14 protein-coding genes are annotated in these 13,859 nt (G+C 64.8%); 8 read left to right on the top strand and 6 right to left on the bottom strand.

Translation table 11 applies throughout. The features are described 5' to 3' along the window. Window positions 1-110: 110 nt before the first annotated feature. Both C4K27_RS14960 and C4K27_RS14955 read right to left on the bottom strand, forming a co-directional pair. Window positions 111-452 carry a nuclear transport factor 2 family protein gene (locus C4K27_RS14960; protein ID WP_007920497.1) on the bottom strand — a complete coding sequence of 114 codons (342 nt, stop codon included), beginning with the start codon at window positions 450-452 and terminating at the stop codon, window positions 111-113. A gap of 54 nt (window positions 453-506) precedes the next feature. Then, complete coding sequence (locus C4K27_RS14955) at window positions 507-1,223, bottom strand: helix-turn-helix transcriptional regulator (protein ID WP_053261051.1); 717 nt, start codon at window positions 1,221-1,223, stop codon at window positions 507-509. Window positions 1,224-1,514: 291 nt separating this feature from the next. On the opposite strand from C4K27_RS14955, the gene C4K27_RS14950 reads away from it, so the two are divergent. Both C4K27_RS14950 and C4K27_RS14945 read left to right on the top strand, forming a co-directional pair. Beyond that, window positions 1,515-2,954: a nucleobase:cation symporter-2 family protein gene (locus C4K27_RS14950; RefSeq protein ID WP_053261050.1), complete on the top strand. Its 1,440-nt coding sequence runs from the start codon at window positions 1,515-1,517 to the stop codon at window positions 2,952-2,954. Window positions 2,955-3,236: 282 nt separating this feature from the next. Further along, complete coding sequence (locus C4K27_RS14945; RefSeq protein WP_053261049.1) at window positions 3,237-3,710, top strand: LEA/WHy family protein; 474 nt, start codon at window positions 3,237-3,239, stop codon at window positions 3,708-3,710. 191 nt (window positions 3,711-3,901) lie between these two features. On the opposite strand, the gene glsB is transcribed toward C4K27_RS14945, so the two are convergent. Then, complete coding sequence (glsB, locus tag C4K27_RS14940) at window positions 3,902-4,810, bottom strand: glutaminase B (protein ID WP_007928538.1); 909 nt, start codon at window positions 4,808-4,810, stop codon at window positions 3,902-3,904. A 225-nt stretch (window positions 4,811-5,035) separates the two neighbouring features. On the opposite strand from glsB, the gene C4K27_RS14935 reads away from it, so the two are divergent. Both C4K27_RS14935 and C4K27_RS14930 read left to right on the top strand, forming a co-directional pair. Continuing rightward, window positions 5,036-5,923: a LysR family transcriptional regulator gene (locus tag C4K27_RS14935; RefSeq protein WP_053261048.1), complete on the top strand. Its 888-nt coding sequence runs from the start codon at window positions 5,036-5,038 to the stop codon at window positions 5,921-5,923. Between the two features lie 140 nt (window positions 5,924-6,063). After that, complete coding sequence (locus C4K27_RS14930) at window positions 6,064-7,317, top strand: ferredoxin reductase family protein (protein ID WP_053261047.1); 1,254 nt, start codon at window positions 6,064-6,066, stop codon at window positions 7,315-7,317. Between the two features lie 6 nt (window positions 7,318-7,323). Here the strand turns inward: C4K27_RS14930 and C4K27_RS14925 are convergent, their stop codons facing one another. Continuing rightward, window positions 7,324-8,847, bottom strand: coding sequence for an MFS transporter (locus C4K27_RS14925; RefSeq protein ID WP_053261046.1), 1,524 nt, complete (start codon window positions 8,845-8,847; stop codon window positions 7,324-7,326). A 113-nt stretch (window positions 8,848-8,960) separates the two neighbouring features. Here C4K27_RS14925 and C4K27_RS14920 point away from each other — a divergent pair, with 113 nt between their 5' ends. The 3 genes from C4K27_RS14920 to C4K27_RS14910 all read left to right on the top strand — a co-directional run bounded on the left by C4K27_RS14920 (window position 8,961) and on the right by C4K27_RS14910 (window position 11,621). Beyond that, complete coding sequence (locus C4K27_RS14920; protein WP_053261045.1) at window positions 8,961-9,857, top strand: LysR family transcriptional regulator; 897 nt, start codon at window positions 8,961-8,963, stop codon at window positions 9,855-9,857. A 143-nt stretch (window positions 9,858-10,000) separates the two neighbouring features. After that, window positions 10,001-10,939 (top strand): DUF6708 domain-containing protein, encoded by a 939-nt coding sequence (locus tag C4K27_RS14915; RefSeq protein ID WP_053261044.1) that lies wholly within the window; start codon window positions 10,001-10,003, stop codon window positions 10,937-10,939. 136 nt (window positions 10,940-11,075) lie between these two features. Next, entirely contained in the window at window positions 11,076-11,621 is a 546-nt protein-coding gene (locus C4K27_RS14910) for a GNAT family N-acetyltransferase (RefSeq protein WP_053261043.1), read from the top strand. On the opposite strand, the gene C4K27_RS14905 is transcribed toward C4K27_RS14910, so the two are convergent. Continuing rightward, the gene (locus tag C4K27_RS14905; RefSeq protein WP_053261042.1) at window positions 11,614-12,534 is read right to left on the bottom strand and encodes a carbon-nitrogen hydrolase family protein; all 921 of its coding nucleotides are present in this window, start codon (window positions 12,532-12,534) and stop codon (window positions 11,614-11,616) included. The two genes, C4K27_RS14910 and C4K27_RS14905, sit on opposite strands and share 8 nt — an antisense overlap. A gap of 85 nt (window positions 12,535-12,619) precedes the next feature. On the opposite strand from C4K27_RS14905, the gene C4K27_RS14900 reads away from it, so the two are divergent. After that, window positions 12,620-13,555, top strand: a complete 936-nt coding sequence (locus C4K27_RS14900; protein ID WP_037004701.1) for a LysR family transcriptional regulator — start codon at window positions 12,620-12,622, stop codon at window positions 13,553-13,555. On the opposite strand, the gene C4K27_RS14895 is transcribed toward C4K27_RS14900, so the two are convergent. Further along, window positions 13,527-13,781 carry a hypothetical protein gene (locus C4K27_RS14895; protein ID WP_007928582.1) on the bottom strand — a complete coding sequence of 85 codons (255 nt, stop codon included), beginning with the start codon at window positions 13,779-13,781 and terminating at the stop codon, window positions 13,527-13,529. The two genes, C4K27_RS14900 and C4K27_RS14895, sit on opposite strands and share 29 nt — an antisense overlap. Window positions 13,782-13,859 lie beyond the last annotated feature (78 nt).

Here is a 13,859-nt window from a genome sequence, read left to right as displayed (position 1 = left end):
GTAATCCGGGCTGTGCGTTCTACCTGATACACCGCGTGCCCAGGTTTTGCGGCAACTGCGTTGCCGATGGCAGGCTTCGCCAGCGGCTACAGCGAGCGCGGGCGCGACGGCTACAACGAGATATCCAGCCGGGCGATCTTGCCCTGCTCGTCCAGCCGGAACACGTAGCGCAATTCCAGCGGGCTGCCGGGAAAGCTGCCGGAGATCAGGTTATCCACCAGCACCTTGCCGGTACGTTGCTGGACCTTGAGCACCTCGAGCCGGGGCTGGTAACGGCGGGCGCGGTCTTCCATCCATTGGGCGATGGCCCGGGTGCCGGCCTGGTGCTGGCCCTCATCGAACACCTGGGCGTCTTCGGCGAAGAAACTGGCGACGGCCGAGCTGTCACGACCATTGGTGGCCGCGAGGTAGGCGGCGATGGCCGGTGCGAGAGAAATGGCTGTGCTGGACATGGTGCTACGGCTCCTTGTTTGTCATTGCTGGAGCCATGCTAAAACGCCGTCGCGTCAACTCTTGTCAGGAGTGAAACGCCCGGCATCGTCCAGTTGCATGCGCTGGCGCCAGGTGCGCAACAGGTCGCTGCGCCGTCCCGGATAACGCTGGCCCTGCTCGCTCGCGGCGGCGATGCGGTCGGTGCGAAAGGTACGGAAATCGTCGCGCAGCTCACACCAGGCGACGATCACCCGCGCCTCGTTCATGAAGCCCAGGGCCAGCGGCCAGATCAGACGCTGGCTCGGCGTCTTGTTCACGTCGGCGTAATCGATGTGCAGCTTGGCCTGCTCACGGATCGCCTGGCGAAACACATTCAGCGGCACCACGTTTTCCGGGTAGCGATACGCCGGCGGGCCGGGCAGCACGGTTGGGTTGTGCAAGGCTTCCTGGGCCGCCGGCGCCAGCACCGCGGCGATCTTTGCCAGGGCATCGGCGGCGGCCTTGCCGAGGACTTCGTCGCCACGCTGGTCGACATACCGCAGGCCAAGGACGATGGCTTCGGTCTCGTCGGCGTTGAGCATCAGCGGCGGCAGGAACAGACCGCTGCGCAGCACATAGCCGATCCCGGCCTCGCCATGGATCGGCGCGCCCAGGGCCGTCAGCTCGGCGATGTCGCGGTACAGGGTGCGCTCGGACACCGCAAGCTCCGCCGCCAGCGCCGCGGCGGTCACCGGGCAGCGCTTGCCGCGCAGCACTTGCAACAGGGTCAACAAACGCGTGGTACGCGACACGGCATCAGGCTCGACAGGGAAAGATCGGCGCAGCTTAGCAGAGCCCCCTGTCAGGTTCTGTCAGTAGTAAACCCCGTAGCCGCTGCCGCAGGCTGCGGCTACAGGAACCGGCGGTGTCTGGGTGATTGTGAGGCTGGCCCTTCTGGCCCGGGCGCCTTTCTGGCATCCTGCGCCTCCATTTTTCTGACCGGGTCCGCAGATTTTGCCTTACGTCCTCCGACAGCCCGCGTCGCGCCCCTTTTCTCCACGTGTTTCATGCCCTATCGACACGTCATTGGCAGGCTTTTTCCCATGACCGCACCTGATCGCTCCACGCCGCGCTACAAGTCCGACCTGATCTATGGCCTGGAGGACCGCCCGCATTTCAGCGCGGCGATCTTCGCCGCGCTGCAACATGTGCTGGCGAGTTTTGTCGGCATCATCTCCCCGACCCTGATCTTCGGCGGCGTGCTGGGCCTGCAGAACGAAACGCCCTACCTGATCAGCATGGCGCTGTTCGTCTCGGGCCTGGGTACCTTCGTCCAGGCCCGGCGCCTGGGGCCGATCGGCTCCGGACTGCTGTGCGTGCAGGGCACCAGCTTTTCCTTTATCAGCGTGCTGCTCAGCGCCGGCCTGATGGTCAAGGGCCGTGGTGGCAGCAACGAGGAAATCCTCTCGACCATCTTCGGCATCTGCTTCTGCGCGGCCTTTATCGAGATGTTCCTCAGCCAGTTCATCGGCAAGCTGCGCAAGCTGATCACCCCGGTGGTGACCGGCACCATCATCACCCTGATGGGCCTGTCGCTGATCAAGGTGGCGGTCACCGACATGGCCGGCGGCTTCGGCGCGCCGGACCTGGGCGCCGCCAGCAACCTGGGCCTGGCCGCCCTGGTGCTGCTGACCATTGTCGTGCTCAACCGCTTCAGTCATCCGATGCTGCGCCTGGGCTCGATCGTCATCGGCCTGACCCTGGGCTTCGTGGTCGCCTGGCTGCTGGGTCGGGTCGACATCGCGGCGATGCCGGACGTGCCGATGGTCAGCGTGCCGGTGCCGTTCAAGTACGGTTTCTCCTTCGACCTGATCGCCTTCATTCCGCTGGCGGTGATCTTCCTGATCTCGCCCCTGGAAGCGGCCGGCGACCTGACCGCCAACTCGATGATTTCCCAGCAGCCGGTCAAGGGCCCGCTGTACATCAAGCGCATCAAGTCCGGGCTGCTGGCCGACGGTTTCAACTCGATGGTGGCGGCGGTGTTCAACAGTCTGCCGATGGTCACCTTCGCCCAGAACAACGGGGTGATTCAGCTGACCGGCGTGGCCAGCCGCTACGTGGCGTACTTCATCGCCGGCCTGCTGGTGCTGCTCGGGTTGTTCCCCGTGATCGGCGCGGTGCTGCAACTGATGCCCAAGCCGGTGCTGGGCGGCGCGACCCTGATCATGTTCGGCACCGTGGCCGTGGCCGGGATCAAGATCCTCGCCGAAGCCGGGCTGCATCGACGCAACGTGCTGATCGTGGCGATCTCCCTGGGCATGGGCCTGGGCGTGGCGGCGGTGCCGGAAGTCCTGCGCGAACTGCCCAAGGCGCTGCACAACATCTTCGAATCACCGATCACCGTGGGCGCGATGTGCGCGATCCTGCTGAACATCTTCCTGCCGGAAGAATTCATCGAGCTGGAAGAAGACGAGTTCGACCCGGAAGCGGCCACCCTCAAAGTCATGCAGGACCCGGATGTGAGCGCCAAGGCCAACGCCTGACCCCCGAGCATCTGTAGGAGGCCGGTCGACGCTCGATTGCTCGCGATGGCGTCATTAGCCGCACCGCCAAACTGGCATCTGTAGGAGCGAAGCTTGCTCGCGATGGCGTCGGTGGCGACACCACCAGACGGCAGGCCTCAAGCTCACTACCAGCCCTGCCGGCCCAATCGCCGGCAAGCCTGGCTCCTACAGAAACCGGGCGTTCTTGACATCGTGGTTTGTGGTGCAGACCTGGCCGCGCTAGATTCATCAGTGCCTCCCTTCCCGCAGAGACGACCCCTGATGCGCAGATTCCTCGGCCTCACCCTTTCCTTGCTGTTGCTCAGCCTGAGCGCCTGCGCCCTGTTTCCCCAGCGCGATCAGTTGCACATCAATGTGGTCGGTATCGAACCCCTGCCCAGCCAGGACCTGGAAATGCGCTTCGCGGTCAAGCTGCGCCTGCAAAACCCCAACGAAACCGCGATCAACTACAACGGCGTGGCCCTGGACCTGGAGGTTAACGGCCGGCCGCTGGCCTCCGGGGTCAGCGACCAGAGCGGCAGCATCGGGCGTTTCTCCGAGGGGGTGCTGGTGGTGCCGGTCAGCGTCTCGGCCTTCGCCGTGCTGCGCCAGACCCTGGGCCTGAGCCAGACGCAAAGCCTCGACGACCTGCCCTACGTGCTGCGCGGCAAGCTCGCCGGCGGCCCGTTCGGCACGATGCGTTTCGTCGACAAAGGCCAGCTGAGCCTGCCCAAGACCGCCAATTTCACCTGGTAATCGCACGCGCAGCACTCGCAAATAGCTTATCCAGGCAAATCGCGGACTCAGGCTTTGCGGTTGCTGTGTCGGAATGCCGCCCAAACCGATCGCAGCCTCGCAAGCTCGGCAGCGGCTACACAGACACCGCGTCCCAGTAGCCGCTGGCGCAGCCTGCGATCGGCGGCGTAGCCGTCGCCAACTCCCCTCCGCTAGAACACCGACCAGCCGATGCGCTGGCTCAGCAACTCCAGCGCCGCCATGCCCACCAGGGAATTGCCCGCCGCGTTCAATTCCGGCGACCACACGCACACCGTGAACTGCCCCGGCACCACCGCGACGATGCCGCCGCCCACGCCGCTCTTGCCCGGCAGGCCGACGCGGTAGGCGAAGTTGCCGGCTTCGTCGTACAGGCCGCTGGTGGCCATGATCGAGTTGACCTGCTGGGTCTGGCGCGCCGTGAGGATCTGCTCGCCGCTGTGCTTGCAGAAGCCATCGTTGGCCAGGAAGCAGAAGGCCCGCGCCAGGTCGACGCAGCTCATGCGCAGCGCGCAGTGGCTGAAGTAGCTGCGCAGCACCGCCTCGACGTCGTTGTGGAAGTTGCCGAAGGACTGCATCAGGTAGGCCATCGCCGCATTGCGCGCGCGGTGCTGGTACTCCGAATCGGCGACGCGGCCGTCCACCAGCACCTGCATGTTGCCGGACAGGCGCCGCACAAAATCGCGCATGGACAGCGCCGGCGCGGCGAAACGCGACTGGTTGATATCGCAGATCACCAGCGCCCCGGCGTTGATGAACGGGTTGCGCGGACGGCCACGCTCGAACTCCAGCTGCACCAGGGAATTGAAAGGCTGCCCGGAAGGCTCATGCCCCAGGCGCTGCCAGATCGCCTCGCCGGAATGCCCGATGGCCTGTACCAGGCTGAACACCTTGGAAATGCTTTGCACCGAGAACGGCGTATCGGCGTCGCCGGCGCTGAACACCTGGCCATCGTTGCCATACACGGCGATCCCCAGCTGGTTGGCCGGCACGTCGGCCAGCGCCGGAATGTAGCTGGCCACTTTGCCCTGGCCAATCAAGGGACGGACCTCGTCGAGGATCTCGTTCAACAACGCTTGCATGTTCAGACTCGCACTTCGTGCCTCGCACCGCCGCGAAGCTACCGCTGCTAGACGCATCCCGCCGCGTCGAGAACACAGTTGTCGTGGCCATCCCTGGCGCGGCCCCTCGCACCGTCCCCGCGCGGGAGAAAAAACCGTCGATGAAAATCGCCCGCGCACCGCGCATTTTTGATCGGGCAGAGCCGCAGCTGATAGGCTTTCCACTACATTCGACAGGGAGCGCTCATGGATCTCAACGCCGCCAGGATGTTTGTCAGCGTGGTCCAATGCGGCAGCATTTCGTCCGCCGCCAACCTGCTGCAACTACCGCTGGCCACCATCCGCCGGGGCATTCGTGAACTGGAACGCAGCCTCAACGTGCAACTGCTGGAACGCTCCACCCGCGGCACCCGGCTGACCGCCGCCGGCAGCCAGCTCTATGAACACGCCAGTCGCGGTATCGAAGCCCTGGCCGAGGGCGAACAGGCTGTCAGAAATGATCGAATGCACTTGCAGGGCCGCCTGAGTGTGTCGGTGCCTGCGGCATTCGAGAGCTGGTGGAAGCTGCTGGCCGAGTTCCAGCGGCGCCATCCCGAGGTCCAGGTCGCGGTCTATACCAGCGAGCGGGAAAGCGACCTGGCGCAGGATGGGGTCGACGTCGCCTTGCGCGCCGGGCCGTTGTTCGACGAGGAGCGCCCGGCGCGCCTGCTCGGCAGTTACCGGCATATGCTGGTCGCCAGCCCGCTGCTGCTGGAGCGCCTCGGCACCCCGCAAACCCCCGCCGACCTTCGCGGATTTCCCTGTGCCGTCTGGTCGCGCCAGGCCGATGCCCGGGAACAGTGGCAGCTGGGCGACCAGTACTACAGCCCCGATCCGCTGTTCGCCGCCAACGATTACCTGCACCTGCGCCAACTGGCGCTGACCGCCAAGGTGGTCACCGAGCTGCCGGCCTTTCTCGCCGCCGAAGCCGTGCGCGACGGTCGCCTGCAAGCCCTGCTGCCGCACCTGCCGATGCCGGAACAACAGCTGCACCTGCTGTATCCGAACCAGCGCCCGCCCTCGAACATCGTCCGAGCCTACCTGGATTTCGCCCAGGCCTGGCTGGTGGAAAACCCCTTGCCACACCCGCACTGAGCAGGCGCTGATGCAGATCAGCTCAGGACTGCCGCCCTGCCAGTAAAATACCCCCTCACCCGGCTGTGCCCTGCCCCCCACACAGCCCGCGACCCATCCTATGCGCCGACACTGGCGCCATCTTTCTGGAGGTGTCCCCCTTGAAAACCTGGTACTCGGTGGTCGGCGTCCTGCTGATCACCACCCTCGCCGTGCTGCTGGAAATCCCCAGCGATACCTGGCTGACCTCCGCCACCCTGAGCCTGGTCCTCGGCGCCACGGCGCTGGCCTACATGGCCCTGTCCTGCCTGCTGGCCAGCCGCTGGCGCTGGGTCGAGCGGCTGTTCGGCGGCCTCGACCGGGTCTATGAAACCCACAAGTGGCTGGGCATCTGGGCGCTGGTTTTCGCCAGCTATCACCTGGTGTTCAAGGCCAACCTGGATACCTGGCAAAGCGTGCCGATCATCGAGCTGTCCAAGTACTGGACGCGCATGGTGCGCCAACTGAGCTACGTCGCCCTCGGCCTGATCGTGCTGCTAGCGCTGAACCGCAACATTCCCTACGGCCAGTGGCGCTGGTGGCACAAGCTGTCCGGGCCGCTGTTCGCGATCGTCATCCTGCACTGGCTGAGCTTCAAGTCGCCGATTGCCCTGGATAACCCCTCGGGTATCTGGCTCACCGCGCTCTGCGGCCTGGGCCTGCTCGGCGCCCTGTACAAGCTGCTGCTCTATCCATTGCTGGCCAAGGCCGGCGAATACAGGGTCAGCGCCGTGACCCTGGAGAAAAACTCCCTGCACCTGGAGCTGACCCCGCTGCACCGCGGTTTCGCCTTCAAGGCCGGGCAGTTCGCCTTTCTCGCCATGCGTGAAAAAGGCCTGCGCGAACCGCACCCCTTCACCATCGCCAGTGCTCACGCCAGCGACGGGCGCATCGAGTTCGTGATCCGTGCCCTGGGCGACTACACCCAGAAGTTGCGCCAGCAGGTCAAGGTCGGCATGCTCGCCGACCTCTACGCGCCCTATGGCCGCTTCAAGCGCCGGCTCGATGCCGGCCGGGAGATCTGGATCGGCGGTGGCGTGGGTATCTCACCCTTTATCTCGTGGCTGCAGGATGCCGCCGCCGGACGTTTCGACCAGGCGACCCTGGTGTACTGCTGCAACCCGTCACGGGCCTTCCCCAGCCTCGAAACCTTGCAGGGCCTGGCCGAGCAGCGCGGGGTGGCTTTCATCGGCCACACCGACGGCGCCGACCGCCTGGGCGAAACCCTGCAACGGCTGGCCAGCGAAACCGATCCGCAACAGATCCAGATCAGTTTCTGCGGGCCCAAGGGTTTGCTGGCAAGGGTCAAGGCGTTGATGCGCGAATACGCGATTCCCGAGCGCAACCTGCACTACGAGTTCTTCGAGTTTCGTTGAACGCTCTCAAGCCCGGCGCGGCTCATGCAGCATCAGCCGCACCACCAGCGCCGCGACCAGGGTGATGGCGATCAGCGCATACAGCAGCCAAGTGAAGGCCTTGGCATAGAGCCCGAGCAGCAGCTCCCGGCCCAGCTCGGGCAACAAGGCCGCGCTGGCCTGCAGGTTGCCGCTGGCCAGTTGCTGCGCGGCCAGCGACAGCTGCGGATGTTCCGGCAGCGCCGCGGCCATGGACAGTTGCAGCAAGCCGGCCAGCAGGGCCACCACCAGGGCCAGGGCAATGCCCTCGCCCGCCACCCGAGTGGTGCTGAAGATGCCGGTGGCCATCCCCGCCCGTTCCTTGGGCACCACACTGACCGACAGCCCGTCCATCAAGCCCCAGGGCAAACCGGCACCGAAGCCGATCAACAGCATGGGCAAGACATTGGCCGCCGGCGCCTGCCCCGGGGCGATCCGGCTGAGCAGATAGAGTCCGCCCGCAGCAATCACCAGGCCGACGCTGGACAGGGTTCCGGCGCCGAACCAACGGGTCAGCCACGCGGCCAGCAACGGCACCACCACCATCGGCGCGGACAGGGCGATCATCATCAGTCCGGCATCGATCTCGCTGTAGCCTTCCACGCCGATAAAGCGGATCGGCAGCAGGATCAGCAACACCACGAAGCAATAGCAGGTGGCGATCGGCAGCAGCTGCACGCCGACAAAGCGCGGGTAGCGAAACAGCGACAGGTCGAGCATCGGCCGCTTGACCCGCAGCTCCACCACGATAAACAGCAGCAACGCCAGCAGCGCCACCAGCAGCAGACCCCAGACCAGCGGGCTGCCCCAGCCGCTTTGCGGCGCCTGCAAAATGCCCCAGGTCAGCGCCACCAGTGCCGCGGTGAAACTCAAGGTGCCGGGCCAGTCGACCCCCGCCGCGTCCGGATCGCGGGACTCAGGCATGCGCGGCACGCCGAACAGCAGCGACAGACCGCCAATCAAGGTCCCGGAGACAAAGATCGAACGCCAGCCGTAGGCTTCGATCAACACCCCGGCGAGGATCGGCCCGAATGCCAGGCCGACGCCGAAGGTGGTGCCCAGCAGGCTGAAGGCACGGGTCCGCGCCGGGCCCTCGAACGTCTGGGCCAAAGCAGCCGAGCCGCCCGCCAGCGCCGCCGCACCGGCCAACCCCTGCACCGCCCGCAACAGGTCGAGCCAGAGCACCGAAGGCGCGAAGGCCAGGGCCAGCGACGTCAGGGCGAACAGGCCGACACCGAGGCTGAACACGCGCTTGCGTCCGTACTCGTCGGCCAGGGTGCCGGCGGCCATCAGTGCGCTGCCGAAACTCAGCATGAAGGCATTGGTGATCCAGCTCAGGGCCAGGGGGCCGCCGCCCAGCTCGCGGCCGATGGCCGGGGTCGCCACGGCCACGCCGACGAAGGTCAGCGGCAGGATCAGCGCCGCCAGGCACACCGCGGCCAGCACGGCGTAGGAAGAACCGCCGGCGACAGTGTGATTTAAGGCAGCAGGCACATCGGTTGGCGAACTCATCGGCACCTCAGGGGGAACGTTAGGGTGCGATCAATGGTAGATTCGCCGCAATCACCCACAAACAGGGCTAAAGTCCGTTCTTTACGGACATTAACGCTCTAATCGAGATCCCCATGGACAACCTCAGTGGCATGCTGGCCTTTGTGCGCACGGTGCAGGCCGGCAGTTTTGTCGGCGCGGCGGAGCGCCTGGGCATCTCCGCTTCGGCGGTGGGTAAAAGCCTGGCACGCCTGGAAGAGCGGCTCGGCGTGCGCCTGCTCAATCGCAGCACCCGGCGCATCAGCCTGACCGACGAAGGCACGCTGTTCTTCGAGCGCTGCCAGCGCATCGTCGGCGAGGTGGAAGACGCCGAAGCCGAGCTGGCGCGTATCAGCGACAAGCCCCGCGGCAAACTGCGGGTCAGCCTGCCCGCCATCGGCTATCGCATGCTGCTGCCGATCCTGCCGGAGTTCGCCGAACGCTACCCGGAGATCGAACTGGACCTGGACTTCAACGACCGGCTGATCGACGTGATCGCCGAAGGCGTCGATGCGGTGATCCGCAGCGGCGAGCTGGCGGACTCCCAGCTCAAATCGCGCCCCCTGGGGCCGTTCCGTTTCGTCCTGGTCAGCGCCCCCCACTACTTCGCCCGCCATGGTGTGCCCCAGTGCCCACCTGATCTGGAGCGACATGCCTGCCTGCGCTACAAGTTTCCCGGCACTGTGCAATTGCAGGAATGGAAACTGCGCCTACCCGCCGACGCACCACCGCTGCTGCTGCGCAGCGCCCTGACCAGCAACAACCTGGAATCGCTGATCCACGCCGCCACCCAGGGCCTGGGCATCGCCTTCGTTCCGGACTTCGTGGTGCGTGACGCCCTGGCCGACGGCTCGCTGGTGTCGGTGCTGGACGACTATCAGATCGACAGCGGCAAGTTCTCGGTGCTCTGGCCCGGCAGTCGACATCTGTTGCCGAAACTGCGAGTGTTCGTCGACTTTCTCAGCGAACGCCTGGTGCTGGGCGGACGCTGAAAAAACACGGCGGATCCACACAAGGATGGGCGCAGCAGATAGCGATCGAATATCTCTCGAAGTCAGCTACAAGCCTAACCAAGGCTGGGATGAAACCGCGGTCGCGACTGCAAGGTTCGAACTGATCGACTAAGGAAAGACACATGACCATCAGCTGGACCTGGACCCCAAAAGACAAGGCAGAAGCTGTACCGTCGATCGGCGACCAATACATCTCCATGGGAAAAAGCGTGTTGTGCCTGCGCAATCCGATGCCCGCAGACTCGGCGTTCATGGCCAAGCTGTTTTCCGCCACGATAGTCGTCACGCTGCTGCTGTGGTTATGGATGTTCTGTGCTGTCATCAAGGAAACGCCATCCGATGAAGCCTGGATTCTGTTCATTCCCTTGCTCCTGCCCCTGGGCGTTTCGTTGTTCCTTTTCTACCGGATCCACTTGATCAAGAGTCAATCGAACTTCTATTTCAATCGCCACACCCAGAAAATCTACTACCTCAAGGGCAAGACCCTGCTTGTCGGTGACTGGGCTGATGTCAAGGCTGGCGTAACGGGTCGGACCGAGTTTTCTGGCCGGTCGTTCAGTACCACTACTTCGTTGATCCTGAATGCATTCGGTACCCTGCAAGACAGCCCGCAAGCCAGGCAGATCGCCAAATCCTGGGCGCCCACCTATAGCATCTGCATAGACAGCAATGAACCCAGTGACCCTCGACCGATCTTCGTTGCGCAAGTCTGGGAGTACATCCGTCAATTCATGGCCCATGGCCCGGATAAGCTGCCCGTTCCTCAAGAACCCCACTGGTGGTATGTGCCTCATAACTCTATCTGCCTGCCCCCCCGTCAGGCATTTCGTCACTATGTGCCTTGGCGCACGGGAGAGCCTGGGGAAAAGCAGGGCAAGAAATGGTGGCTGATGCCTCTTTGGTTGGTGTTCTTCCCTTACAACTTCTTCGTTGCTCTTTGCTGGTGGATGACCTGTCGCCTGTTGCGCGTACGTCCGGCGGCCCCACCGCAACAAGCGCTCGAAGGAGAATCTGTCACATCAGCGCACCTGGAAATGACGGCCAAGACCAACGGTCCCTAGCCTTTTGCCGACAAAGCAGAAACATCAAAACCTTGCCAAACACTGTCAAGACCGAAGGCGACAGTAGCTGGATGCTCGACTAGACAACAGATGGATTACCCCTGAACTCATTGCCCGCAAGGAGAAAGGTTTTCATATGGCGCTGTCCCCCACCCTGTACACCGAACGCCTGATCCTGCGTCCGTTGGAACTGGCCGATGCCGAGGCCATTCAGCAGCAGTTTGCGCACTGGCAAGTGGTGCAATATCTCAACGCGCGGGTGCCCTGGCCCTATCCCGCCGATGGTGCCCTGAGTTACCTGCGCGACCTGGCGCTGCCGGCCATGGAGCGCGGCGAGGAATGGCACTGGTCGATCCGCCTGAAAAGCGCGCCGGAACAATTGATCGGCAATGTCAGCCTGATGAACCAGGCCGACAACAACCGCGGCTTCTGGCTGGCTCCGGCGTGGCAAAGCCAGGGCTATATGAGCGAGGCCAGCGCGGCGGTCACCGAGTACTGGTTCGAGGTGCTGGGGCGTGAGGTCATGCGGGTGCCCAAGGCCGCGCCAAACCTGGCCTCGCGGCGGATTTCCGAACGCGCCGGCATGCGCCTGATCCGCAGCGACGAAGACGACTTCGTCTGCGGGCGATTGCCCCGTGATATCTGGGAAATCACCCGCGAAGAGTGGCGTCGCCTCAGATGAAACGCACGCCGGCCTTGGCCCGCTCGTCCACCGTCAGCTCGAACACATCCGGACGGGCATAGTGGCCGACCACATCGTAGTCGTAGCGCGCCCGCACCAGCTCGTCAGTATCGATCTGCGCCGTCAGCAGGCCGGCGCGTCCCACCAGCGGCCCGGCCAGGACCTCGCCCATGGGCCCGACAATCACGCTGCCGCCGGCAATCAGCGGGCGTTCGGCCGGCCAGTTGGCGATCTCCAGCCCCAGCGCCTGGGGTGACGCCTGCACCTGGCAGGCGCTGACCACGAAGCAGCGGCCTTCATGGGCGATGTGGCGCATGCTGACCTGCCACATCTCGCGCTCGTCCACGGTCGGCGCACACCAGACCTGCACGCCCTTGGCGTACATCGCGGTGCGCAGCAGCGGCATCATGTTTTCCCAGCAGATCACCGCGCCGACCCGGCCGACCTGGGTGTCGAATACCGGCAGGGTCGAACCATCGCCCTTGCCCCAGATCAGCCGCTCGGTGCCGGTGGGCATCAGCTTGCGGTGCTTGCCCACCAGGCCGTGCTGCGGATCGAAATACAGCGCCGTGCAATACAGGGTGCTGCCAGCGCGCTCGATCACCCCCAGCACCAGGTTGGCCCCGGTGCGTGCCGCCAGGCCGGCCAGGGCCTCGGTCTCCGCGCCCGGCACATCGACCGCATTGGCGAAATAACGGGCAAAGGCCTCACGGCCTTCCGGCAGGCGATAGCCGAGCTGGGTGCCGAAGCCCTCGCCCTTGGGGTATCCACCGAGCAAGGCTTCGGGCATCACCACCAGCTGCGCGCCGGCCTCGATGATGGCGGCTTCAAAGGACAGGATCTGCTCCAGGGTATCGGCCTTGCCCCCTGGCAGGGAGCCGATCTGCAACGCGGCGACAACGGACTTGGACATCGGGGAAACTCCTGTGGCGATGAAGTGTTGCCCATTGTCCGGCCCTTGCCGATCATGTAGAAAGCCCCTCCTGATACTGAATGATATGAACCAGATGAATATCGCCCAGGTCGATCTCAACCTGCTCAAGGCCTTCGAAGCCCTGCATGACGAATCCAGCGCCAGCCGCGCCGCCTTGCGCCTGGGCGTCACCCAGTCGGCCATGAGCGCGGCGCTGCGGCGCCTGCGCGAGCTGTACGGCGATCAGTTGTTCGTGCGCACCGGGCGCGGCCTGGCGCCGACCCTGCGGGCCAACCAGCTCAAGCCGGTGGTCAGCGAGGCCCTGAACAAATGCCGGCAGAGCCTGGCCATGGTCGATCCCCATGCCAGCCACTATCAGGGCCGCTCGGTGGCGATCGGGCTGTCGGACGATTTCGAGATTGCCTACGGTCGGCGCCTGATCGAGGAAGTCGCCCGGCGGGCGCCGAAGCTGCGGCTGATCTTTCGCCAGAGCCACAGCCAGATCGTCGGCGAAGCGCTGTTGCAGCGCAGCATCGACCTGGCCATCAGCGCCGGCGGTTTCGCCGAACGCATGCTCAGCCGTCAGGTATTGGGGGAAGGCAGTTATCTGTGCCTGGCGGACCCGGCGAGCCTGGGCCCGGGACAGCAGGCCATCGACCTCGACGAGTTCGTCGCCCGCGAGCATGTGCTGGTGTCGTCGCAAGGCTTTATCGGGATTACCGACGAGGGCCTGGCGGCCCTGGGGCTGAGTCGCCAGGTCTGCGCCTCGACCACGCATTTCGCCGCGCTGCCCCATCTGCTCAAGGGCAGCCAGGCGGTGGCGACCATTCCGGCCCACGCCGCGCGGAGCATCGCCGAACTGACCGGGCTGGCGCTGCTGCCCTGCCCGCTGGACCTGCCGCGCTACCCGATCGAGCTGGGCTGGCGCACCAGCGCGCAGATCGATCCGGTGGTATTGAAAGTGCGCGAGGCGATCGTCGCCAGCTTCGAGCTTACTTGTTCGCCGCCATCAGGCGATTGACTTCACTGCGCACCATGTTGGCGTATTCCGGCGGCGACATGCCGTCGAGCTCGGCACGCACCCATTCGGCCCATTTGCCCTTGCGCTTGCCGCGCTCGCCGAACAACCGTGCGGCTTCGCCCTTGGCCTTGCCCAGGTTGCTCTGCCACAGCTCGAACAGACGGGACTTTTCATCTTCGATCTCTGCACGCTCGGCGAGAGTCTTGTTGGCCAGATTGAAGCTCATGGGAATTTCCTGCTGCGTAAAATAGCCGACATCTTACACTGTGACGGCTGGGGTTTTCCCGCTGGCATGGAGCGGGTG

This window comes from Pseudomonas chlororaphis subsp. chlororaphis, from assembly GCF_003945765.1.
Lineage (GTDB): Bacteria > Pseudomonadota > Gammaproteobacteria > Pseudomonadales > Pseudomonadaceae > Aquipseudomonas > Aquipseudomonas chlororaphis.
The sequence above is the reverse complement of the archived record's forward strand: the minus strand, read 5'-3'. Positions and strand labels throughout refer to the sequence as shown.

What these genes read in the sequence shown, in the direction of transcription:
- C4K27_RS14960 (WP_007920497.1), bottom strand. Translation starts at nt 452, where the DNA reads ATGTCCAGCACAGCCATTTCTCTCGCACCGGCCATCGCCGCCTACCTC.
- C4K27_RS14950 (WP_053261050.1), top strand. Translation starts at nt 1,515, where the DNA reads ATGACCGCACCTGATCGCTCCACGCCGCGCTACAAGTCCGACCTGATC.
- C4K27_RS14945 (WP_053261049.1), top strand. Translation starts at nt 3,237, where the DNA reads ATGCGCAGATTCCTCGGCCTCACCCTTTCCTTGCTGTTGCTCAGCCTG.
- glsB (WP_007928538.1), bottom strand. Translation starts at nt 4,810, where the DNA reads ATGCAAGCGTTGTTGAACGAGATCCTCGACGAGGTCCGTCCCTTGATT.
- C4K27_RS14935 (WP_053261048.1), top strand. Translation starts at nt 5,036, where the DNA reads ATGGATCTCAACGCCGCCAGGATGTTTGTCAGCGTGGTCCAATGCGGC.
- C4K27_RS14925 (WP_053261046.1), bottom strand. Translation starts at nt 8,847, where the DNA reads ATGAGTTCGCCAACCGATGTGCCTGCTGCCTTAAATCACACTGTCGCC.
- C4K27_RS14920 (WP_053261045.1), top strand. Translation starts at nt 8,961, where the DNA reads ATGGACAACCTCAGTGGCATGCTGGCCTTTGTGCGCACGGTGCAGGCC.
- C4K27_RS14915 (WP_053261044.1), top strand. Translation starts at nt 10,001, where the DNA reads ATGACCATCAGCTGGACCTGGACCCCAAAAGACAAGGCAGAAGCTGTA.
- C4K27_RS14910 (WP_053261043.1), top strand. Translation starts at nt 11,076, where the DNA reads ATGGCGCTGTCCCCCACCCTGTACACCGAACGCCTGATCCTGCGTCCG.
- C4K27_RS14905 (WP_053261042.1), bottom strand. Translation starts at nt 12,534, where the DNA reads ATGTCCAAGTCCGTTGTCGCCGCGTTGCAGATCGGCTCCCTGCCAGGG.
- C4K27_RS14900 (WP_037004701.1), top strand. Translation starts at nt 12,620, where the DNA reads ATGAACCAGATGAATATCGCCCAGGTCGATCTCAACCTGCTCAAGGCC.
- C4K27_RS14895 (WP_007928582.1), bottom strand. Translation starts at nt 13,781, where the DNA reads ATGAGCTTCAATCTGGCCAACAAGACTCTCGCCGAGCGTGCAGAGATC.